The 21104-nt window shown below is 69.7% G+C and carries 20 protein-coding genes; 12 read left to right on the top strand and 8 right to left on the bottom strand.

The window, feature by feature from the left end:
• A partial coding sequence (locus AWZ10_RS12090; protein ID WP_060891060.1) for a M56 family metallopeptidase occupies positions 1-667 on the top strand: 667 nt, incomplete at its 5' end.
• 95 nt (positions 668-762) lie between these two features.
• On the opposite strand, the gene AWZ10_RS12085 is transcribed toward AWZ10_RS12090, so the two are convergent.
• Entirely contained in the window at positions 763-1608 is an 846-nt protein-coding gene (locus tag AWZ10_RS12085) for an alpha/beta fold hydrolase (protein WP_060891058.1), read from the bottom strand.
• Positions 1601-2035: a hypothetical protein gene (locus AWZ10_RS12080; protein WP_046705280.1), complete on the bottom strand. Its 435-nt coding sequence runs from the start codon at positions 2033-2035 to the stop codon at positions 1601-1603. Before AWZ10_RS12080 ends, AWZ10_RS12085 begins: the two co-directional genes overlap by 8 nt.
• A gap of 141 nt (positions 2036-2176) precedes the next feature.
• Here AWZ10_RS12080 and AWZ10_RS12075 point away from each other — a divergent pair, with 141 nt between their 5' ends.
• The 5 genes from AWZ10_RS12075 (at position 2177) to AWZ10_RS12050 (ending at position 6197) form a co-directional block, all read left to right on the top strand.
• Positions 2177-2932 carry a helix-turn-helix domain-containing protein gene (locus AWZ10_RS12075; RefSeq protein WP_046705281.1) on the top strand — a complete coding sequence of 252 codons (756 nt, stop codon included), beginning with the start codon at positions 2177-2179 and terminating at the stop codon, positions 2930-2932.
• Entirely contained in the window at positions 2925-3116 is a 192-nt protein-coding gene (locus AWZ10_RS12070; protein WP_060891057.1) for a DUF397 domain-containing protein, read from the top strand. The genes AWZ10_RS12075 and AWZ10_RS12070 overlap by 8 nt, the downstream gene beginning before the upstream one ends.
• A gap of 295 nt (positions 3117-3411) precedes the next feature.
• Positions 3412-4434 carry a hypothetical protein gene (locus AWZ10_RS12065; RefSeq protein WP_046705272.1) on the top strand — a complete coding sequence of 341 codons (1023 nt, stop codon included), beginning with the start codon at positions 3412-3414 and terminating at the stop codon, positions 4432-4434.
• A 265-nt stretch (positions 4435-4699) separates the two neighbouring features.
• The gene (locus AWZ10_RS12055) at positions 4700-5278 is read left to right on the top strand and encodes a Uma2 family endonuclease (protein ID WP_037702672.1); all 579 of its coding nucleotides are present in this window, start codon (positions 4700-4702) and stop codon (positions 5276-5278) included.
• A 418-nt stretch (positions 5279-5696) separates the two neighbouring features.
• Positions 5697-6197, top strand: a complete 501-nt coding sequence (locus AWZ10_RS12050; protein ID WP_060891056.1) for an SgcJ/EcaC family oxidoreductase — start codon at positions 5697-5699, stop codon at positions 6195-6197.
• Between the two features lie 86 nt (positions 6198-6283).
• Here AWZ10_RS12050 and AWZ10_RS12045 read toward each other — a convergent pair whose 3' ends face one another.
• Both AWZ10_RS12045 and AWZ10_RS12040 read right to left on the bottom strand, forming a co-directional pair.
• Positions 6284-7654: a sensor histidine kinase gene (locus AWZ10_RS12045; protein ID WP_060891055.1), complete on the bottom strand. Its 1371-nt coding sequence runs from the start codon at positions 7652-7654 to the stop codon at positions 6284-6286.
• Positions 7651-8385 (bottom strand): response regulator transcription factor, encoded by a 735-nt coding sequence (locus tag AWZ10_RS12040; RefSeq protein ID WP_279616623.1) that lies wholly within the window; start codon positions 8383-8385, stop codon positions 7651-7653. The genes AWZ10_RS12045 and AWZ10_RS12040 overlap by 4 nt, the downstream gene beginning before the upstream one ends.
• Positions 8386-8539: 154 nt before the next feature.
• Here AWZ10_RS12040 and AWZ10_RS55725 point away from each other — a divergent pair, with 154 nt between their 5' ends.
• Positions 8540-8962 carry a hypothetical protein gene (locus AWZ10_RS55725; RefSeq protein WP_107084528.1) on the top strand — a complete coding sequence of 141 codons (423 nt, stop codon included), beginning with the start codon at positions 8540-8542 and terminating at the stop codon, positions 8960-8962.
• Between the two features lie 173 nt (positions 8963-9135).
• On the opposite strand, the gene AWZ10_RS12035 is transcribed toward AWZ10_RS55725, so the two are convergent.
• On the bottom strand, positions 9136-10563 hold the full coding sequence (locus AWZ10_RS12035) for an IS1380 family transposase (RefSeq protein ID WP_267893569.1): 1428 nt from the start codon (positions 10561-10563) through the stop codon (positions 9136-9138).
• A gap of 342 nt (positions 10564-10905) precedes the next feature.
• Between AWZ10_RS12035 and AWZ10_RS12030 the strand changes: the two genes are divergently transcribed.
• The 4 genes from AWZ10_RS12030 to AWZ10_RS12015 all read left to right on the top strand — a co-directional run bounded on the left by AWZ10_RS12030 (position 10906) and on the right by AWZ10_RS12015 (position 16434).
• On the top strand, positions 10906-12186 hold the full coding sequence (locus AWZ10_RS12030; RefSeq protein WP_060891054.1) for an aspartate kinase: 1281 nt from the start codon (positions 10906-10908) through the stop codon (positions 12184-12186).
• Between the two features lie 94 nt (positions 12187-12280).
• Positions 12281-13369, top strand: a complete 1089-nt coding sequence (locus tag AWZ10_RS12025; protein ID WP_060891053.1) for an aspartate-semialdehyde dehydrogenase — start codon at positions 12281-12283, stop codon at positions 13367-13369.
• 585 nt (positions 13370-13954) lie between these two features.
• Positions 13955-14632 (top strand): SigE family RNA polymerase sigma factor, encoded by a 678-nt coding sequence (locus AWZ10_RS12020; RefSeq protein ID WP_078935469.1) that lies wholly within the window; start codon positions 13955-13957, stop codon positions 14630-14632.
• A gap of 230 nt (positions 14633-14862) precedes the next feature.
• Entirely contained in the window at positions 14863-16434 is a 1572-nt protein-coding gene (locus AWZ10_RS12015) for a hypothetical protein (RefSeq protein ID WP_244172466.1), read from the top strand.
• A gap of 158 nt (positions 16435-16592) precedes the next feature.
• Here the strand turns inward: AWZ10_RS12015 and AWZ10_RS12010 are convergent, their stop codons facing one another.
• Entirely contained in the window at positions 16593-17432 is an 840-nt protein-coding gene (locus AWZ10_RS12010) for an SURF1 family protein (RefSeq protein WP_060891052.1), read from the bottom strand.
• Between the two features lie 74 nt (positions 17433-17506).
• Entirely contained in the window at positions 17507-17962 is a 456-nt protein-coding gene (locus tag AWZ10_RS12005; protein ID WP_060891051.1) for a nuclear transport factor 2 family protein, read from the bottom strand.
• Between the two features lie 120 nt (positions 17963-18082).
• On the opposite strand from AWZ10_RS12005, the gene AWZ10_RS12000 reads away from it, so the two are divergent.
• Entirely contained in the window at positions 18083-19912 is a 1830-nt protein-coding gene (locus AWZ10_RS12000; RefSeq protein ID WP_046706218.1) for a S9 family peptidase, read from the top strand.
• A gap of 201 nt (positions 19913-20113) precedes the next feature.
• On the opposite strand, the gene AWZ10_RS11995 is transcribed toward AWZ10_RS12000, so the two are convergent.
• Positions 20114-20743: a sigma-70 family RNA polymerase sigma factor gene (locus AWZ10_RS11995; RefSeq protein WP_107417419.1), complete on the bottom strand. Its 630-nt coding sequence runs from the start codon at positions 20741-20743 to the stop codon at positions 20114-20116.
• Between the last annotated feature and the right edge of the window lie 361 nt (positions 20744-21104).

Genomic DNA, 21104 nt, shown 5'->3' with positions numbered 1-21104 from the left:
GACGGCCGTACTGACGCTGGCGCTGGCCTGCGGGGCGGCGTGGAGCGGCGCGATGCTGGCCCGGGAACTGGTCGAGGCCCGGCGCAGCCGGCACCTCCGCCGCGCGCACCTGCGCGAGCGCGCCCCCGACCTCCCGGCGGGGCTGCCGCAGACGAAGGGGCCGCTGCTGGTCCTGGAGGACGAGTACCCGGACGCGTGGCTGATGCCGGGCACCCCGCCCCAACTGGTCGTCACCACGGGTGCGTTGGGCAAGCTGAGTGACCGCCAGCTCGACGCCGTGCTCGCCCACGAACTGGGCCACGCCCGCGCCCGCCACGACTGGCTGCTCCACCTCTCCACCGCCCTCGCCACGGGCTTCCCGCACATCCCCCTCTTCGCCCACTTCGCCGACCAGACCCACCGTCTGGTCGAACTCGCCGCCGACGACACGGCGTCGCGCCGCTGCGGCCACCTGACCACGGCCCTCGCCCTCATCGAACTCAACCAACACCGGGGCGTGTTGAGCTGCTCCAACACCCGCCGTCTGCTGGGCGACCGGGTGGAGCGCCTGCTGGAACCCCCGCCCCGCCTGGACCGCGCCCGCCGCGCGGCCACCACGACGGCCGCCGGGCTCCTGGCCCTCCTGCCCCTCCTCATCGCGTTCGCACCGGCACTGGGGACGCTGTAGGGCCTGTCCCGGGACTCTGCTGCGGGACATGCTCGCCGGGATGCTCGCCGGGATGTTCACCGGAGGGGGCCGGTCCTTGGGTCTTTCAGCAGCCCTTATCCGGCCGTCTGCTCCCGGAGGAAGTCCAGCAGTACGGCGGTGAGTTCGACGGGAGCGTCCTCCTGGACAAGGTGTCCCGCACCGGAGATCGACTCGAACCGCGCGCCGGGGACGAGGCCGGCCAGCTCCCGCCCCTTCGCCAGGGGAATCCACCCGTCATCCTCGCCCCAGCACACCAGCGCCGGGATGCCGATCTCTCCGTACCGGTCCTGGATCTCGTCGGTGTGGGCCTGGTCCGCCTGGGCGATCTGCCGGTAGAAGGCGGGCTGACCGTGTTCGCCGAGCCATGGCTCGACGAGCCGGTCGAGGACCGTCGGGTACAGCCCGGGGCTGCTGGCGGAACTCACGTACTCACGCACCAGGGCCCGGTGCAGGGCGGGCGGCAGTTGTTCGAAGACCTCGGCGTGGCGGCCGAGCAGCCGGAACGCCGGGGAGCCCCACGGCGCAAGCGCGACCGGGTCGACGAGGGCGAGTGCGCGGTAGCGGGCCCCGTGCAGCAGATGCGCCCGCAGCGACACGGCGCCACCGAAGTCGTGGGCCACCACGAATGGTTCCTCCAGCCCCCAGTGCGCCAGCAGCTCGGCGAAGACCCGGCCCTGGGCGGCGAGGGACACGTCCTGACCGGCGTGTCGGTCGGACTCCCCGTAGCCGGGCATGTCCCACACGAACACCTGGTACCGGCCGGTCCCGGCCAGCGCACGGGCGACGCCCCGCCAGACGTACGACGAGAAGGGCGTGCCGTGGAGGAGCACGACAGGATCCCCGCCGGGCTCCCCGAGACTGCCCCACCGCACGTCCCCGGACGCACTACGGAAGGTCTCGGTCAGTCGCACGTCACTCACGGTCGGCTTCCTCTCGGTCGGCTTGAACTGTGAGCACTGCGGTGAGCAGCAACTCTGGTTCCACGTAAGAGGTTTCGGGGGTCGGCTCGGAGTACCAGCGCAGGGGGAAGGTGTTGCCGTCGAGGGCTGGGATCCCGACGTACGTCACCGTTCGCATGTCCCTCGTGGCCAAGCCGAAACGCTGCACGCCCGGCAGCCAGGCGTGTCTGTGCACCGTCCCCGGCCGCAGCAGGAAGTACATCCACCGGAACCCGGCCTGTTCGAGAACGACCGGTCCCGCGTCCCCGCCGGTCATCTCGATCAGCTTGTCCGCGACCGTTTCTCCGCGCCCGCCCTCGATCCGTACGGCGTCGAAGTGCACGCCGATCACGCGAAGCCGGTGTCCCGACACGGGTACCCACGGGGGCCGGTGAATTGCGTTCGTCATGGTCACACGGTGGCGATGTCGAGGCTACGCTCGGTAGTGACTGAGGTGATACACGCCGGTGTGTATCGGTCGGAGGTGCGCGCGGTGTCGGCCCAGTACAACTCCCAGCCACCGGTTGCCTGGCGCTACGGCGGCAACCAGATGAAGCGCTGGCGCACGAAGGCGAACGTGAGCCGCGAGGAACTGGCGGTGGCCGCGAACTACTCGCCGGACACGATCAAGTCCATGGAGCAGGGGGTGCGGATGCCGACCCCGAGGGTGCTGGATGTGGCGGACGAGCTGTGCAGGGCGGAGGGGTTGCTGAGCGCGGCCAAGGAGTACTTGCAGAGGGAGAAGTTTCCGGCGCGGGCTCAGGACTTCATGCTGCGGGAGAGGGAAGCGATCAGTCGGTGGTCGTATGAGGTCGCTCTGGTCCCTGGGCTGTTGCAGACCGAGGGGTACGCGCGGACGCTGATCGAGAATCGCTACCCACCTCTGGACGAGGAGACGGTGGAGGAACGGATCGCCGCCCGGCTGGAGAGGCAGACGATCCTCACGGAGCGAAAGCCCCCGGTGGCTTTGAGCTTTGTGCTGTACGAGGCCGTACTGCGCAGCTCTCAGGTGGACACCGATCAGCTCCGCCGATTGCTGGAGGCGTCCTGCCTTCGGAACGTCCTGTTGCAGGTGCTCCCCTTCGAACGGGCCGTCAGTGCTGCCCTCCTGGGGCCCATGGTGCTGCTGGAGACGCGTGATCACGAGCGGTTCGTCTTCACGGAGGGACCACTTGCCAGCGAGCTTTCGGCCGATCCAGAGGTTGTCAACCGCGTGACCGAGCGGCTTAGCATGATCCGCGCGCAGGCTCTCAGCCCCGCTGAATCGACCCGTTTCATCGAGCGGATGGTGAACCGTGATGAGTGACCAGCTGGCGTGGTTCAAGTCGAGCTACAGCGACGACGAGGGCGGCGACTGTGTCGAAGTCGCCCTGCTCGACGCACGGTTGACGGTCCACGTACGAGACTCGAAGAACCCCACCGGGCCCACCCTGACCCTGACCGCACCCGCCTGGGTCGCCTTCATCTCCGCAGGTCAGCCCGGAGCTTGAGCCCCGGGACCCGAGCTCTTCCCATGGGTTTCCAAGATCTCTGGGCTGGGTGAAAAACCAACCCAACCAACCAAGCTTGTACGTGAGTTGAAGGGGCGTAACTCGAAAGGGTGACGTTCCGTGATCGGCTTGCTTCGGAACGTAAAGTCGCTCTAGGTTCGCGGCAAACGACCAAATAGATCGGCCCCGGCCGGTGCGCCAACACCAGTGCCAGGGCCTAGACCTACGGATCGAATGAGGCTCGATCGTGGCTTACGCCCAGCCTAGTGCTGCCCTGCCGTCCCCGTCGCACCCGATGGCCAAAACGGGCTACGGAAAACGCTCCGTAGGTGACGAAGACCCGCACGCGGACCCGGACTTCGCACACCTGAGCCCCCGCGATGCCGAAGTCGCCGTCTTCATCGACCACCTTGAGGACGGCCACGCCATGGGCCACAAGGTGATCGCGGCGGAACACCCGCGCTACGGCCAGCAAGCCGTACGTACGTCGTCGGGCCGCCTCGTCCACGCCGGTCATCTGCGCTGGATCAAGGAGCACATCACCATCGAGGACAGCTCGATGCGGTGGGTGACGCGCACGTACTGGTCGCGTACCTCCAGGTCGGTGGCGTGGTGGGCGAACTTCGCGCGGGAGCGTGACGGCAGGGACGTGACGGAGCACTACCAGTCGGGACTGGCCCGGGTCGAGGAGAACGAGCCCGCGGAGCCGACCGACCGGGTGGAGCCGACTGAGCCCGCCGAGTCCGAGGGGCCCGCCGAGCCCGACAGGGCAGAAGCCGTCGCCGCCCCGGAGCCCAGCACCGCCTACCAGACCCTCGCCGAAGTCCGCTCTGCAGATCCTCGAATGCCGCTGTCCGCCGCCGACTGCCACTCCCTCGAATCCCTCGTCACGCAGTGGCTGTCGCGTGGCGCGACTCCGCAGGACGTCACCAAGGCGCTGACCGACGGATTGCCGCAGGACGTCACCAACCCGGGCGGCCTCGCCCGCAAACGATTGGAGAACAAGATGCCCCCGATGAGGCCCAAGAAGGCGAAGATCCGGCAGAAGGCCGGCCTCCGTGCGCGAATCGACCGCGTGATCATGGCCTGCGGTCTGTGCGACGCGGACGAGCGGACCGTCGAGATCGTGAACGGGCTGTGCCGTGAGTGCCTGGCGGAGTGCGAGCTGGACGGGCCGATGCCGGTGTACGCGCCCGTCCCGGACACCTTCCTCCCCGCCCCGCGCGCCGGTGGCCTCCCGGGCGCCGACGAGGTCGTGGACGTGACGGCCCGTGTGGAGGAACTGCGTCGTGCGGCCGGTCTGGGGCGCTGGAAGTGACCCGGTCCACGGAGTCTCCGGAGGGCGAGCGGCTTTCCCTCGACCTCGGTGCCGACCTCACGGCCCGCCTGCGAGCACGAGCGGCGGTCAGCCGGCGGTCTGCCGACGCCGTGGTCGCGGCGGCCGATGTCCGGACCGACCGGCTCATGGGTCCGGCGGACGACGAGCAGGGCGGGCCTCCCGCTGGAGACCCGCCGGACGGGAGGGGCGTATGAGCGTGCAGGACGTGCCGGTCAGGGCACCATGGAGTCGAGGAGGCGACGCCATGACCCCCAGGACCGAGCACCGGCCGCAGATGTCCGTCGAGGAGTTCGAGGAACTGGAACGCCATGCCCCGGAGACCGTCTGGCTGGAGTTCATCAACGGAAAGGTCGTGGTCAAGCCCATGGCGGACGGCAACCATCGCGAGATGATCGCGTGGCTGCAACGGGTGTGCATGCAGCATCGCCCCGATCTCTGGCTGCACTCGGAGAGCGGTTTGAAGACGGAGCGTTACCGCAAGGGGCGCGCCCGCGCGGATGGCGTTCTGGTGCGCGTGGGCGGTCTCAAGGGACATGGAGAATGGTCGGAGGCCGAGGCCGCCCTGATGGCGGTGGAGGTTACGTCCTACGACTCCGACACGAATCGACGGGACCGAGTTGAGAAGCCCGACGGTTATGCGGCTGCCGGTATCCCTGTCTACCTGCTTATCGACCGTGACGACTGCTCGGTTGTCGTGTTCAACCAGCCGGAGAACGGTCGCTACCGCCATGAGGAAAAGTTTGCGTTCGGGGCCACCATCAAGCTCCCGGAGCCGGTGAACATCACACTCGACACCGAGCCCCTCAAGGAGTACGTGGACTGACGCTCTCCGTCCGCCCCCCGTTCGCCCCCGAGGCGGACGGGGGGCGGACGGCGAATGGTGCATCAGTGAGAGAGCCCGGCGGACCGTGCCGTTCGTCGGCGGGAACATGAACCAGCCCTACTGGACGAGGTGTTCGAGGCGTCCGGCGGGGTCCTGGTGCATGCCGCGCACGGGCTTGGTGGGGTCGGCAAGTCGACCCCGGCGGTGCAGTGGACTGGCGCGCGGGGCGTCGCTGGAACCACCCCGGACGAGCCCGACCGACCCCAACCGGGACCCCTCCGGAACACCTTGTACGAACGTTGCCCCGGGCCTGTACGTCCGCTGCACGGCCCCTAACCGGTGTCACGCGAATCTTGAGTCACTTCCACCGCACAAGAAGCGGAGGGAGTAACACCCCCACCTCGCACGGGAGATCGCGATGACCCGCAAGAACCGCATACGCGCCGCCATCGTCACGGCAGCCGCACTCGTCACCGCAGGCACGGTCACCGCCGGAGTCAGCACGGCCGGTGCCGAGTCCGCGCCGAAGAAGCCCTCCAAGAAGGAGATCGCGGCGCTCTTCGACGGCTGGAACAAGACGCTGCGGACCGGCGACTCCAAGAAGGTGGCGGACCGCTACGCGAAGGACGCGGTGCTCCTGCCGACCGTCTCCAACAAGATCCGCACCGACCGCGCCGGCCTCGTCGACTACTTCGACCACTTCCTGGAGAACAAGCCGGTCGGCAAGAAGACCAAGACGATCATCAACGTCCTGGACAGCAACTCCGCCATCGACACCGGCTCGTACTACTTCATCCTCACCGACCCGAAGACCGGTGAGAAGAAGAGGGTCGACGCCCGCTACACGTACGAGTACGAGAAGCGGAACGGTGTGTGGAAGATCGTGAACCACCACTCGTCGATGATGCCCGAGGGCTGAGCGGCAGCAGACCCCCAGTCGTGGCTGGGCCATACCCCCCGGCCCAGCCACCCCACCCCGAGGCCGGCCGAGCCACCTCCCCCGGCTCAGCCACCCCCGTGCCGCGCCGCCCGCAGAGTGAGCGCGACGCACAACCCGCCCCCGGGCGCGTCCTTGAGGACCACGGTCCCGTTGTCGTCGGTGACGAGTTGCTTGACGACGGCGAGTCCGAGACCCGAACCGGACTTCCCGGTGAGGCCCTGACCGCGCCAGAAGCGGTCGAAGGCGCGGGACTTCTCGGCGTCCGACATACCGGGCCCCTCGTCCAGCACCGAGAGCACCACCTCATCGCCCCGGGTCTCCACCCGAACGGTGATGGTCGCACCGTCCGGTGAGACCTCCAGGGCGTTGGAAAGAACGTTGTCCAGAACCTGGTCCAGATGACCGGGGCTGGCCAACACAGGCGGCCGGCCGTCGGCACTCCCCCTGAGCGTGATGGTGACTCCGCGCTCGTCGGCGGCCGGTCTCCACACGTCAAGACGTTCCTGGATGATCTCCCTGAGGGACAGCGGTTCCGCCGCCGTCACCTTCGCCTCCGCCCGCGCCAGCACCAGCAGGCCGTTGACGAGGCGACTCATCCGGACGACCTCGGCGGTGGCCTGCTCCACGTCCTCCCGTACGAACTCGTCGTCCGTGCCGTCCGCGATGTTGTCTAGGGACAGCCGCAACGCCGTGAGCGGGGTGCGGAGTTGATGGGAGGCGTCGGCCACGAAGATGCGCTGCGACGCGATCAGCGTGTCCAGGCGTTCGCCCGCCTGGTTCAGCGTGCGCGCCAGGGTCTGCGTCTCCTGGGGGCCGGTGACGGGGGAGCGGGCGGTCAGATCGCCGTCGCTGAGCTTGCTTGCCATCTCGTTGAGCTGGAGCAGGGGCCGGGTCAGCCGACGAGCCACGAAGACACCGATGATCGCCGCCGCCACCAGGACCATGACGGCCAGGGCCGCCCGGAAGCCCCAGATCGTCCAGAGGCGGGTGGTGAGGTCGTCGGTGGAGAACATGACGCGTACGGCGCCGATCGCCTCGCCTGTCGCCGTCGAGCGGGCGGGGACCGTGACCACCAGGTGCTTGCCCCAGATGAATTCCGAGCCCCAGTCCTCCGTCTCCTTGCCGTCCCGCAGCGCCTTGGTCAGTGCCGTGTCCCGGGCGGGTGAGTCCAAACCCTTCGGCGTGCACCCGTCGTTGGCGGTTACCTGGACCGTGACCTCGTCGTGGTCGTACGCCTCGGCCATGCGCGTCAGAGCCGTGCAGGAGGCGTCGTCGCCGTTGCCCAGCAGACGGGCCATGGTCTTGGCCTCGCGTCCGACGGAACTGACGGTGTCGTCCCGCAACTGTGAGGTGAGCGTGAACGCCACCGGGACGGTGAACAGGGCGATCGCAACGGCGACGAGGACGACATAACTGCGGAGCAGCTGACGGATCATGAGGCGCCGGAGCCTTCAGAGCCCTGGGTGCTCCTGCCGCCGTCGGGGATCTCGCCTTCGTTCACGATGAGCCGGAACCCCACGCCCCGCACCGCCTCGATGGTGATCGCCCCGGCGAGCTTGCGCCGCAGTGCCGCCACGTGGACGTCGAGCGTCTTCGTCGGGCCGAACCAGTTCGCGTCCCAGACCGCTTCCATGATCTGCTCGCGCGACATCAGCGCGCCCGGCTCCTCGGTGAGGAAGGCCAGCAGGTCGTACTCCTTGGGGGCCAGCGCCACCTCCGTACCGTCGAGGTGGACGCGCGCGGCCTTCCGGTCGACGGTGAGGCGGGCGCCGTACTGGTCGGGAACCGCTGGCGGCGCGTCGGTGGCGCCGCGCGGCTGCACGCGGCGCATCACCGCCCTTATTCGGGCAATGACCTCGCGCACACCGAACGGCTTGGAGACGTAGTCGTCCGCGCCCAGCTCCAGTCCGACCACCCGGTCCGTCTCGTCGCTGCGGGCGCTGATCACGATGATCGGCACCTGGCTGCGGTCCCGCAGGGTCTTGCAGACATCGAGGCCGTCGGTGTCGGGCAGTCCGAGGTCGAGCAGCACGACGTCGTATGCGCCCGTGTACGTCAGTGCCGCCCCTCCCGTGTTGACCCACTCCACCTCGAAGCCGTATCGCAGGAGTCCTCGGCGTAGCGACTCGGCGACCGGTTCGTCGTCTTCCACCAGAAGTACGCGCACGGAGAGAACCATAGTGGTTGAACCGCAAATACGACTCGATGGCTGAGTCGACTCCGGCGAACCGGCCGCTCGACCGGTACCGCAAGCCGTGGGCCCGGCATTCGGTCCGGCGTGGTCTTCGGTCGCCAACTCCGTCTCATTCAGGGCTACTTCGATGCCCAGGCGTCGACCGAATTCAGTTCCTGTCCCACATGCTCGTGTGTACTCTCGAGTCCGAACCGAACGATCTTCCAATTCGAGAGGCGCAGAGGCGATGAGGGCAGGCTTCAGGACATGGATCGCGATCGCGGGGGCCGCGATGCTGGTGGCTTCCGGAGCGACCGGCGCAAGCGCTGACACCGCTGCGGAGTCCGCAGTGGGGGACTGGTCCAGGTGTGTGAAGAAGGTGGATGAAGGTGGCGGTTTTCCGGGGATCTGGCGGTACGTCAGTCTGGAGAACCGGTGCGGCAAGACAATCAAGGTCATAGTGGTGTGGAATAACGGCGGTGACGACCCCTGTAAACGAATATCGCGGGACATCACCTGGCAATCCGAGTCCCAGACGCTTGCCTCTTATGAAGGCGCGAAGTACTGCTGACCTCGATCCGTCAGCGAGGTTCGGTCGTGAGTGGCTCGGCAGTTCGCCCGTAATATCCCCTGCCGGTCGAGGGCGGGCCGTCGCGTGACGCTGCGGCTGCGCCGGGGTTCCACGTCTCCCGGGGCGGTGCGGGTCTCCTCCGTTCTGGTCTTCGTCGGGACGGGGCCGGACCGTCAGGTGACGGCCGGAAGTTCGCAGAGCCGCCGCCAGCAGGTGGTGAACGCGTCGGCCCAAGGCCAGGTGGCCTCTATGTGGAGCCAGCGGCGGCGGGCATGTTTCGTGAGGCGAGCGGGCACGTGGTAGAGGCGAAAGCGCATGGTGTCGATCTCGGCATCGGCCAGGTCGCCGACGTCGTGCAGGCCCAGGAGCCGCACCCAGGCGTCGAGGTCGGCGGCCAGGTTCGCGGCGAGCATCCAGCCGCAGTTCACATCCCAGGACTTGGACGGGAGGTTGTGCAGGCCCATCGCCTTGTTCGTCCGCACCCGGTCCTCCACTTCGGCGTGATCACGGTGCAGGGCGTCGAGAAACTGCGGCTGGTGGGAGCCAGCGATGCCCCACATCCGGCCGATGTTCGTCGCGGTGATGCTGTAGCGCCAGCCGGTCCCACGCTCGAAGTCGGTCAGCTTCTTGACCTGTCGGCCCGACGGCTTGACCCGGCGGACGATCAGCCGGGTGCCCTCGGGCCAGCCCTCCCGGGTGTTCAGGCCGGTCAACTCGGCCACGAAGTAGCCCTCCTGGAGGGAACCGTCCTGTTTCAGGGAGGTCTCCCAGGCTGTCTCGGGGAGCTTCGCGATCGCGGCCTCGTCCTCGTCGGTGATCTTCCAGCCGACCGAGAAGCGCACCGTGCGCCGCGCGGTGTTGAGCGCCACAAGATGCTCCAGCAAGCCGTGGGTGGCCCCGGCCCCGTCGACCCGGACGAGGAGTTTGGCCTGACTGGAGCGCGGTATCTGGGTCAGCGCGGCAGCCAGGACCCGCAGGTGGTCGGCGACGGTGTTGGCCCCGGCATTGCCGGGCCGCAGTTCCATGGCCAGGCACTCGGAGGTGTTCGCGCACCAGGCGGCCAGCGGGTGGGAGCCGAAACTGCCCTTGAAAGTGGCCGCCGCTCGTTCCTTCTTCGAGGCCGCGGTGATGACCGTGGCGTCCATATCGACCACGATCCAGCCCTTCAGCCGCCGCCCGGCCACGCTCAGCCAGGGGAATCCGCCGGGCCGCTGATGCAACAGGGACCACACGTGCCGGCGCACCGTCCGCCGGACCCTCGCCATCCGCATCATCACCGACTCGTCCAGGGCGGCCAGGGTGCGACGGGTGGTGGAGTCCGATACGGCCGAGCCGAACACGTCCCGGTGGTGCAGACCGAGTTGTTCCGCCTCGCTCAGATTCGCCGCGCCGAGCACGATGGCCACCGCCAGATGGACGACGACCGCCGCACGCTCCCGCCAGCCGTGCCCGACACCCACCGGCAGCACGGCCGCGAGCGCGCCGGTCAACCCCACCCGGTCTGCGCACCTGCGTAGCAGCACCGCCCCGGCATGTCCGACCAGTCCCTTACCGTCGGCCCGCACGCGCAGACGACGGTCCCACCCTGTAGCCTCGCTCACCAGAAAGGTGCCCTGACTTTTGTGCCGGATACGACCTAGACACTCGCATCCTCGCAGGTCAAGGCACCTTTCCTTCTAGCGGGGCGTCAGATCACCCGATTCCGCTGAATAGCCAGGGCTGACCATATGACCCGGTAGCGATATCGTGCCGGAGCGTTCCGCAGCACCAAGCCCCCGGGCGACGCCCGGGGGCTTGGTGACCTGTGCCACTTCCCGTATGCCTCAGCTCCCACCGGGCAGAAGTCCAGCCGGAGGGTCCGATCTCACCATCTGGGAACCCTGAGGTCGTTTTCGGACGCTCGTTAGACTGAGCCGACAGACTGAACCTAGCGAGGAGCGCACGTGGGCCTTGTCGTGCAGAAGTACGGAGGCTCCTCCGTAGCCGATGCCGAGGGCATCAAGCGCGTCGCCAAGCGGATCGTGGAAGCGAAGAAGAACGGCCACCAAGTGGTCGTCGTCGTTTCCGCGATGGGCGACACGACGGACGAGCTGATCGATCTCGCCGAGCAGGTGTCACCGATGCCTGCCGGGCGTGAGTTCGACATGCTGCTGACCGCCGGAGAGCGTATCGCCATGGCCCTGCTGGCCATGGCGATCAAAAACCTGGGCCACGAGGCCCAGTCGTTCACCGGCAGCCAGGCAGGTGTCATCACCGACTCGGTCCACAACAAAGCCCGGATCATCGACGTCACGCCCGGCCGGATCCGTACGGCGTTGGACGAGGGCAACATCGCCATCGTCGCCGGGTTCCAGGGCGTCAGCGCGGACAAGAAGGACATCACCACCCTCGGCCGCGGCGGGTCGGACACGACCGCCGTCGCGCTGGCCGCCGCGCTGGAGGCCGAGGTCTGTGAGATCTACACCGACGTCGACGGCGTCTTCACCGCCGACCCGCGGGTCGTGAAGAAGGCGAAGAAGATCGACTGGATCTCCTCCGAGGACATGCTCGAACTGGCGGCGTCCGGTTCGAAGGTGCTGCTCCACCGCTGTGTCGAGTACGCCCGCCGCTACAACATCCCGATCCACGTCCGCTCGTCCTTCTCCGGACTGCCGGGCACCTGGGTCAGCAACGAGAAGCCAGAGTCGCAAGGGGACCACAAGGTGGAGCACGCCATCATCTCCGGAGTCGCCCACGACGTCTCCGAGGCCAAGGTCACGGTCGTCGGCGTCCCGGACAAGCCGGGCGAGGCCGCCGCGATCTTCCGCGCCATCGCGGACGCCGAGGTCAACATCGACATGGTCGTGCAGAACGTCTCGGCCGTGACGACCGGTCTGACGGACATCTCCTTCACCCTTCCCAAGACCGAGGGCCGCAAGGCCATCGACGCCCTGGAGAAGAACAAGGCGGGCATCGGCTTCGACTCGCTGCGCTACGACGACCAGATCGGCAAGATCTCCCTGGTCGGCGCGGGCATGAAGACCAACCCGGGCGTCACCGCCTCCTTCTTCGAGGCGCTGTCCGACGCCGGCGTGAACATCGAGCTGATCTCGACCTCCGAGATCCGCATCTCGGTCGTCACCCGCGCCGACGACGTGCCGGAGGCCGTGCGCGCCGTGCACACCGCCTTCGGACTCGACTCCGACAGCGACGAGGCCGTCGTCTACGGGGGTACCGGACGATGACGGTCCGCTCGTACGCCTCGTACGAGGCGTATGCCTCGTCTGCGTTCTACGGCTCGTACGGTGCGCGCTGCTGGTGCGACGGCGGCTTCGGTCGTTGAGGGCCGTCGATGCCGGGCGTGCCGGCAGGCCCACGCTCGCGGTCGTGGGCGCGACCGGTGCCGTGGGCACGGTCATGCTCCAGATCCTGTCCCACCGGGCTGACATCTGGGGCGAGATCCGTCTGATCGCCTCTCCGCGCTCGGCCGGCCGCAAGCTGGCCGTGCGCGGGGAGCAGGTCGAGGTGTCGGCCCTGTCGGAGGAGGCCTTCGACGGGGTCGACGTCGCCATGTTCGACGTACCGGACGAGGTGGCGGCGCACTGGGCGCCGATCGCCGCTTCCAAGGGCGCGGTCGTGGTGGACAACTCGGGCGCCTTCCGGCTGGACCCGGAGGTGCCCCTCGTCGTCCCCGAGGTCAATCCGCACGCCGCCCGCGTCCGGCCGCGCGGGATCATCGCCAACCCCAACTGCACGACCCTCTCCATGATCGTGGCGCTCGGCGCGCTGCACGCCGAGTTCGGGCTGCGCGAGCTGGTGGCCTCCTCGTACCAGGCGGTCAGCGGCGCGGGACGGGCCGGCGTGGAGACCCTGCGGCAGCAGATCGCCCTCGTCGCCGGTACGCAACTGGGGACCACCCCCGGTGACGTACGGCGGGCCGTGGGCGACAACACCGGGCCGTTCCCGGAGCCGGTGGCGCTGAACGTGGTGCCGTGGGCCGGGTCGCTCCGCGCGGACGGCTGGTCGTCGGAGGAGATGAAGGTCCGGGACGAGTCCCGCAAGATCCTCGGACTGCCGAAGTTGCCGGTCGCGGTGACCTGCGTACGGGTGCCGGTCGTCACCGCGCACTCCCTCACCCTGCACGCCCGCTTCGAGAGCGAGGTCACGGTCGCCAAGGCGCGCGAGATCCTCGCCACGGCCCCGGGCGTCGTCCTCTGCGACGACCCGGGCGCGGGGGAGTTCCCCACTCCCGCGGACGTGGTGGGCACCGACCCGACGTGGGTGGGGCGCGTACGCCGGGCCCTCGACGATCCGACGGCACTGGAGCTTTTCGTCTGCGGCGACAACCTGCGGAAGGGCTCCGCCCTGAACACGGCGCAGATCGCGGAGCTGGTGGCGGCGGAGCGTGGGCGGTCGGGCGCCCGGTAGCTCGGGGGTTCGGGTGCGGGTTCGGGTGTGTCGGCGGGTGCGGGGCCGGTGGGGCCGAAGAGCAAGGGGCGCAGCCCCTGCTTTTCAGGGGCGCGGGGAACTGCGCGACCAGCCCCCACCGGGCCCGCACCCGCCGACGAACCTGCCCCCCAACCCCCTGGGCACCCGGCGAAAGCGGCGCAGCCCCTTGTGGCGTGTAAGTTCTTCGAGTCGATGGTTCGGCGGGCGGAGAATTTCCGGCCGTGCCGTCGTCGGATCTCCGGGTTGATTCAGGCCTCCCGGTGATCGAGGATTTTTCTCCCCGTCGGCCGCAACCGCGCGGCCGACGGGGAGCGTCTTTCACGGGCGCCCTTCGGCGGGGCTGGGCGCCAACACTTGGGGCATAGGGGAAGAGCTGGTACGCATGAGGGCGTTCGACGTGCTGTCCGGTGTTCGGTGGGCCGTACCGACAGCTGAGCGCAGCGTGCCGCAGGGCGCGTCTGCCGCACCGACCCACGCATGTGTCATGCGGACACGTGTGCGGTCTGACGCAAAAGAGATGCCTGTCGCGTACAACCCCCACGGGGGGATACGGGTCCAACAGGCGTGGCAGAGGTACTCGAATTCACCGCGGTACAGACGAGGGGCACCACCCTTCGTCCACCCCGCCGTCCCCGCTTGCCCGGTTCGGCCGGCGGCATGCCGGTGATCGCGCCGATGCCCGCGGCGCGGCCGACCCGCATACCCAACCAGCGCGACGGCGCGGACGACACGTCGACGGTGCCGGCCTCCGGCACGACGGTCGACCATCTCACCGAGACCTATCGCGCCCACTACCGCTCGCTTCTCGGGCTCGCGGCGCTCCTCCTCGACGACACCGCCTCCTGCGAGGACGTCGTCCAGGAGGCGTTCATCCGCGTGCACTCGGCGCGCAAGCGCGTTCGTGAACCGGAGAAGACGCTCGCCTACCTGCGCCAGACGGTCGTAAACCTCTCGCGCTCCGCCCTGCGCCGCCGCATTCTCGGTCTGAAGCTGCTGTCGAAGCCGATGCCCGACATGGCGAGCGCGGAGGAGGGTGCGTACGACCTGCTGGAGCGCGACTCCCTCATCAAGGCGATGAAGGGGCTGCAGCGCCGCCAGCGCGAGGTCCTCGTGCTGCGCTACTTCGCCGACATGACCGAGGCCCAGGTAGCCGAGACCCTCGGCATATCGCTGGGCTCGGTCAAGGCGTACGGCTCCCGGGGCATCGCGGCACTGCGTGTCGCCATGGAGGCGTCGGCATGAGCACGCACGGCAAGGACGAAGGACCCGACAGGCGCGACGGGCGGGATGAGCTCCACGCCCGGAGGCGTGCCTCCTGGGGACGCCGGGACGACGACGAACGCGCCGAGGAGCGCGGGGACGAACGCGCGGAACAGCGCGAGCCGGACGAGCGCGTCGGGGGACGCGGGCTCGAAACGCACGAACAGCACGCAGAGCACGAAGAAACGCAATCGCACGCTGGGAACGGAACTGTGAATCACGGCCCCGAAGAACAAGGCCCCCACCCCAAGGGCCGGCATCTCGAAGGCCGCACCCCGGACGACTCGCGGCCGGACGGCCCGCGTTCGGAGGACTCTCCTTCGGGCGGCCTGCCTTCGGACGATCTGTCGTTGGACGACTCGCCGTTGGACGACTCGCCGTTGGACGACTCGCCGTCGGACGACTCGCCGTTGGACGACTCGCCGTTGGACGACTCGCCGTCGGGCGAGTCGCGGTCGGGCGAGTCGCGGTCGGCCGACCTGAATTCGGCCGACCTGAATTCGGCTGACCTGAATTCGGCTGACCTGGATCTGGATGCGGACGCCTCGGGTGAAGACGACCCGGTTGCGGACGCCCCGTCTCCGGACGCCCCGTCTCCGGACGCCCCGTCTCCGGGCTCCTCGACTTCGGGCTCCTCTTCTTCGGACTCCTCGGGTACGACCGAGCCGGATGTCGACGAGCCCCGCTTCGGAGCGCTGCGCTCGGCGGACCTGTGGTCGGGCGGTGTGGGTTCCGGCGGCTCGGGTTCGAACGGCTCGGGGCCGAAGGGGACCGGCGGTTTCGAGCCGGACGACGAGCTGGTGCTGCGCAATCTGCTGCAGCACGCGGTGTCGGAGATAGAGCCCAGGGACGGCACGCTGGAGCACCTGCGGCGGGCGGTACCGGCGAGGCGGGCACGCAAGCGGCAGGCCGTCGTCGGCATGGCCGCCGCCGCGCTCTTCATCGGCACGGCGATCCCCGCCCTCGTCCACGTCTCCAACTCCACCGGCTCCGACCTCAACACCTCCAACATGGGCAATGGCTCGCAGACGCAGGGGAGCGGCGGCCAGTCCAAGGGACAGACCGGCGGGCACGACTCGTCGGGCGGTTCCTCCGGCGGTTCCAAGAACTCCGGCAAGGACAGCTCCAAGGACAAGGGCGACAAGGGCAAGGGCGAGAACAAGGGCTCCACGGGCGGCGCCCAGCCGACGCCCACGACCGATGTCTCCACCCTGTGCACGTCGGCCCAGCTCGGCGGCGGCGCCAGCGTGGGTGCACCGGACTCCAGCGGCTCCGTCTACGGCACGTTCCGCGTCTCCAACATCTCCGGCACGAGCTGTACGGTCAGCGGCGCGGGCGGCGTGATCACCACCCCGCAGGGTGCCGCGGACGGGGCGAAGATCACCGTGGCGAACCATGGGGCGGGCGACGCGGCGGTCGGACTGCCCGACCCGTCACTGTCGCTGCCCCAGGCGATGCTGGCTCCGGGAGCCGCGTACGAGGTGAAGTTCGCCTGGGTGCCCTCCGAGCCCTGCCCCACCACCAGCGGCGGTACGACCGATGGCGGCGGCACCGGCGGCACGGACCCGTCAACGGATCCGACGCCCACGGGGGAGGCGACCCCCGGTACCACCACCGACGGCTCCAACTCCGTCTCCACCCAGCTCTTCACCGAGGACGGCGTCGTCGACGGCAGTGTCCTCGTCTCCCACATCGCCGAAGGCGGCATCGCCACCTTCACGACAGCCGTCAGCAACGCCTGCGCGGGCGTGGTCTACCGCACGGGCCTGCTGACAGCCGTCTGACCTGACGCCCACCGGAGGAGCACCGCAGACCCGCGCGGTGCTCGCCGGAGTACGGCGGTGCGCGGCGGATCCGACGGCGCGCGGCGGATCCGACGGCGCGCGGCGGCGCCGGTTTCGCGTGGTGGTTCGGGTGGCGTGTGGTGGTTCGCCGGCCGGTCCTACTTGGCCGGCTCGGCTTCCCGGGAGAGGGCGTCGTCCGGGCGTCCTTCGTTCGGCCCGTTCTCACCCGGACGGTCGTCATCCAGGCCCAGGCCCAGTTCCGAGTCCCGGATGAACTCGACCTCGCGGCGGACCAGGCGGAACCACATGAAGACGACGAAGCCGGCGAAGACGAACCACTCACCGGTGTAGCCGAGGTTCTGGAAGGCCTTGAGGTCGAGCCCCGTGTCCTGCGGCGTGGTCGCGGGTACGGCTTTCATACCCGAGTCGGCCTTGTCGAGCGTGATCCAGGCGTCGTACAGGTCGTCCGGCACGAGGTTCACCAGCATCGCCGCGCTGATCGCCGAGGTCTGCCCGGCCGGGAGCCCGCCCTGGACGGGCACGCCGTTCGACCCCGGCATCTCGGCCGCCTGCAGCGAACCGGTGACGGTGACCTCGCCGGAGGGTGCGGTCGGGGCGCGGTCGGAGTCAGCGGCGCCGGGCAGCCAGCCCCGTACGACGGGCAGGGACTTGCCCTCGTCGGTGCGCAGCAGCGTCAGCACGTAGAAGCCCTTCCTGCCGTCCACCTCGCGGTTCGGAACGAGGAGCTGCTCGCCGTACCGTCCGGTCACGGTGGCCAGCTCGCCCGAGGTCTCCTTGTCCACCGGCAGCAGCTCGTCCAGCGGGCGGGCCGGGGCCCGGTCCGCCGGGTCGATCCGCTCGGTCGCCTCGCGATGGTCCTGCATCCGGTCCTCGAACCGGCTCAGCTGCCACGACCCCATGAACACGCAGAAGGGGATGGCGAGCAGCACGAAGACGTTGATCCCCCACCATCGGGGCGTCAGCAGAAACCGGTACACGCCGTCCACCGTACGGTGCCCGCGGCGGGCGCACGGCTGCGGGGTCGACCCCCGCGGCCGTGCGGCCCCGCCCCTCAGTACCGCTCGACGAGGTGCTCACGCCCGGCCGGCGGCTCGTACGGCTCGGGCCAGAAGTCGGTGACGGTGGCTATCCGGCCGTCCGAGTCGCCCGTGAAGAAGGAGATCGCGTACATCTCCTCCAGCCCCACGGTGACGTACATCCAGCTGACGACCTGCCCCGGCTGCCCCGGCCGATCCGGCTGCTCGGTCTCCCCCACATGCCCCGGTTCCGCGACGACGCGCTCGATCCGGGCGTGCCAGTCGCCCGGATACTCCCGGTTGAACTGCACGTACCGTTCCCTGCCACGTATCCGCTCCCTCGTCTGCGGCAGCTCGTACAGGACGTCCTCAGCCAGCGTCCCGGCGAACGCGGCCCAGTCCCGCTCCTCGGCGGCGGCCCAGAAACGCTCGACGGTGCGGCGCAGGTCGGGCGTTGAGGGAGTTGAGGGCGCGGAGGGCGTCGAGGTCATGCGGCGAGTCTGCACCCGGCCACTGACAATCGCCCCGGACGAACCCGTCGCGAGCCGAAGTTATCCACAGGCTGGGGACCTCGGCGGCACATTGTCGTGCGGGCGGGGCAGTATGGGGCCATGACTGAGAGCAACGGGTCCACCCCGCAGCAGCAGAGCGGGTCCATGCCCGACTGGGAGAAGAGGTTCCGGGCGCCGAGGGTGTCCCTGCCGGACTGGGCGGAGGACGCACCGCACCGCTCGCTGTTCGTCTCGAACGCCACGGGCACGTACGAGTTGTACGCATGGGACCGCGCCACCGGCGAGCAGCGCCAGGCCACGAACCGGGCCAACGGCACGACGGACGGCGTGCTCTCGCCCGACGGCGAGTGGATCTGGTGGTTCGACGACAAGGACGGCGACGAGTTCGGTGTCTGGCGCCGCCAGCCGTTCCACGGCGGCCCGGACGAGGAGGGGGCTCCGGGCCTGGAGGCGTCGTACCCGGCGGGCCTGGCCCTCGGCCGCGACGGCCGTACGGCGATCGTCGGCCGCTCCACCGACGAGGACGGCTCCACGATCCATCTGTACCGGCAGGGCGAGGCCCCCGTCGAGATCTACCGCCACCGTGAGTCGGCCGGCGTCGGCGACCTGTCGCACGACGGCTCGCTGATCGCGATCGAGCACACCGAGCACGGCGACGCGATGCACTCGGCGCTGCGCGTGGTCCGGGCGGACGGCACGACGGTCGCCGAGCTCGACGACACCAAGGGCGGCACGATCGAACTGGGCCTGGAGGTGATGGGCTTCGCCCCCGTCGACGGCGACACCCGGCTGCTCATCGGCCACCAGCGGGGCGGTCGCTGGGAGCCGCTCGTCTGGGACGTGGCCTCCGGCGAGGAGACCGACCTCGGACTCTCCGGCCGGCTGGAGGGCGACCTGAGCGCCGAGTGGTATCCGGACGGCTCCGCCCTGCTCGTCGCCCACAGCTTCGAGGCCCGCAGCGAGCTGTTCCGCTACGACCTGGCGTCCCGCGGCCTGGAGCGCGTGGACACCCCGCGAGGCACCGTCTCCGGGGCCACGGCGCGCCCCGACGGCAGCATCGAGTACCTGTGGTCCTCGGCCGCCGAACCGCCGGTCGTCCGCTCCACGACGGGCGAGGTGGTCCTTGACCCGCCGGGTCTGAAGTCGCCCGGCTCGGTGGCGGTGGAGGACGTGTGGGTGGACACCCCCGGCGGCCGCGTCCACGCCCTCGTCCAGCGCCCGGCGGGAGCCTCCGGCCCGTACCCGACCGTCTTCGACATCCACGGCGGCCCGACCTGGCACGACAGCGACGCCTTCGCCGCGGGACCGGCCGCCTGGCTGGACCACGGGTACGCGGTGATCCGTATCAACTACCGAGGCTCCACCGGTTACGGCCGCGCCTGGACCGACGCCCTCAAGCACCGGGTCGGCCTCATCGAGCTGGAGGACATCGCGGCGGTGCGGGAGTGGGCGGTGACCTCCGGTTTCGCCGACCCGGACCGGCTCGTCCTCACCGGCGGCTCCTGGGGCGGGTACCTCACCCTCCTCGGCCTCGGCACGGAGCCGGACGCCTGGGCCCTCGGTATCGCCGCCGTCCCCGTCGCCGACTACGTCACCGCCTACCACGACGAGATGGAGGCGCTCAAGGCCATGGACCGCACCCTCCTGGGCGGTACGCCCGAGGAGGTCCCCGAGCGTTTCGAGGCCTCGTCGCCCCTGACGTACGTCGACGCGGTGAAAGCCCCCGTCTACATCTCCGCCGGCGTCAACGACCCCCGCTGCCCCATCCGCCAGATCGACAACTACGTCGACCGGCTCGCCGCCCGCTCCGCCCTGCACGAGGTCTACCGCTACGACGCCGGCCACGGCTCCCTGGTCGTCGACGAGCGCATCAAACAGCTCCGCCTGGAACTGGACTTCGCCGAACGCCACCTGGGGGCACGCACCTGACGCCGCAACACCCCGCGCCCCAAAAGGGGCGCGGGGAACTGCGCGAGCAACCACACACAACCCGCATTCGCCCACCCCGACTCATTCCCGAGCCATGAGGCGCCCAGCGGGGTCGAAGGGGCACAGCGGGGTCGAAGGGGCACAGCCCCTGGGGATGGGGACGGGTAGGGGCGGCGGGGGCGAAGAAGATCAAGGGCGCCCTCACGCAGCCACCAGAACCTCCTCCGCAGCCGCGAGCAACCCCACCAGCGTGGCCCGAGCCCGGGCCACCCGTGACCGGACCGTCCCGATCGGGCATCCGGTCAGCTCCGCCGCGTCCTCGTAGGACAGCCCCAGCATCTGGGTGAGGACGAACGCCTCCCGCCGCTCCTCGGGCAGCGCCCCCAGCAGATCGGTGAGGGCGACGCCGTCGTCGAAGCCGGGCAGCCCGCGCGGCTGGGCGTGTTCGACGGCCACCCGCCAGTCCGCCACGTCGGACAGCCGGGGCCGCGCCGCCGCGTACCGGAAGCTGTCGGTCACCGCCCGCCGGGCGATGGACAGCAGCCACGTACGGGCGGAGCAGCGCCCCTCGAACCGGTGCAGGCTGCCGAGCGCCCGCAGGAACGTGTCCTGGGTGAGGTCGTTCACCGCCTGGGGGTCCGCGCAGAGGTGGGCGACGAACCGCTGGACGTCACGGTGCAGCGCGCCGACGAACCGTTCGACGGCCTCCGGGTCCCCACCGCGGGCGGCGAGCGCCCAGGCGGTTATCGACTCGTCGGTCGTGGACCGGGCCTGCGGGATCGACGCGGGCGCGGGAGTAAGGGTGATCACCTGGTGTCCTTCTCGGGTCATCCGGGATCCGGACCACCGACACGGGCACGTGGGCGCACACAGCGACACAGCGACACAGCGACACAACAGCCGTACGGACGGGCAGATGTACAGACAGTCATACGGGCGGGTGGGCGTGTGTACGTGGGACGTGCGGACGTGTCCGGTGGTCCGGTGGTCCGGTGAGGAAGGGGAAGCGGCCGTACGGCACGCGCGGGGGCGGCGTACGGCCGAAGCCCGAAGCACGAGCCGTGTCGGCTGCCTCGGGTCACCGGCTGTCGTCAGATGACAGCGGTCCCGGCGGGCGGACCCCGAGAGGTGATCGCATGGACGAGCAGGAGCCGGCGCGGCGACCGGTCCGCGCGGCCGCGGCGCACCCGGG

Origin of the sequence: Streptomyces europaeiscabiei (assembly GCF_001550375.1) — a bacterium.
Lineage (GTDB): Bacteria > Actinomycetota > Actinomycetes > Streptomycetales > Streptomycetaceae > Streptomyces > Streptomyces europaeiscabiei.
Note: the sequence above shows the minus strand (reverse complement) of the source record. Positions and strands in the feature narration are given on the sequence as shown.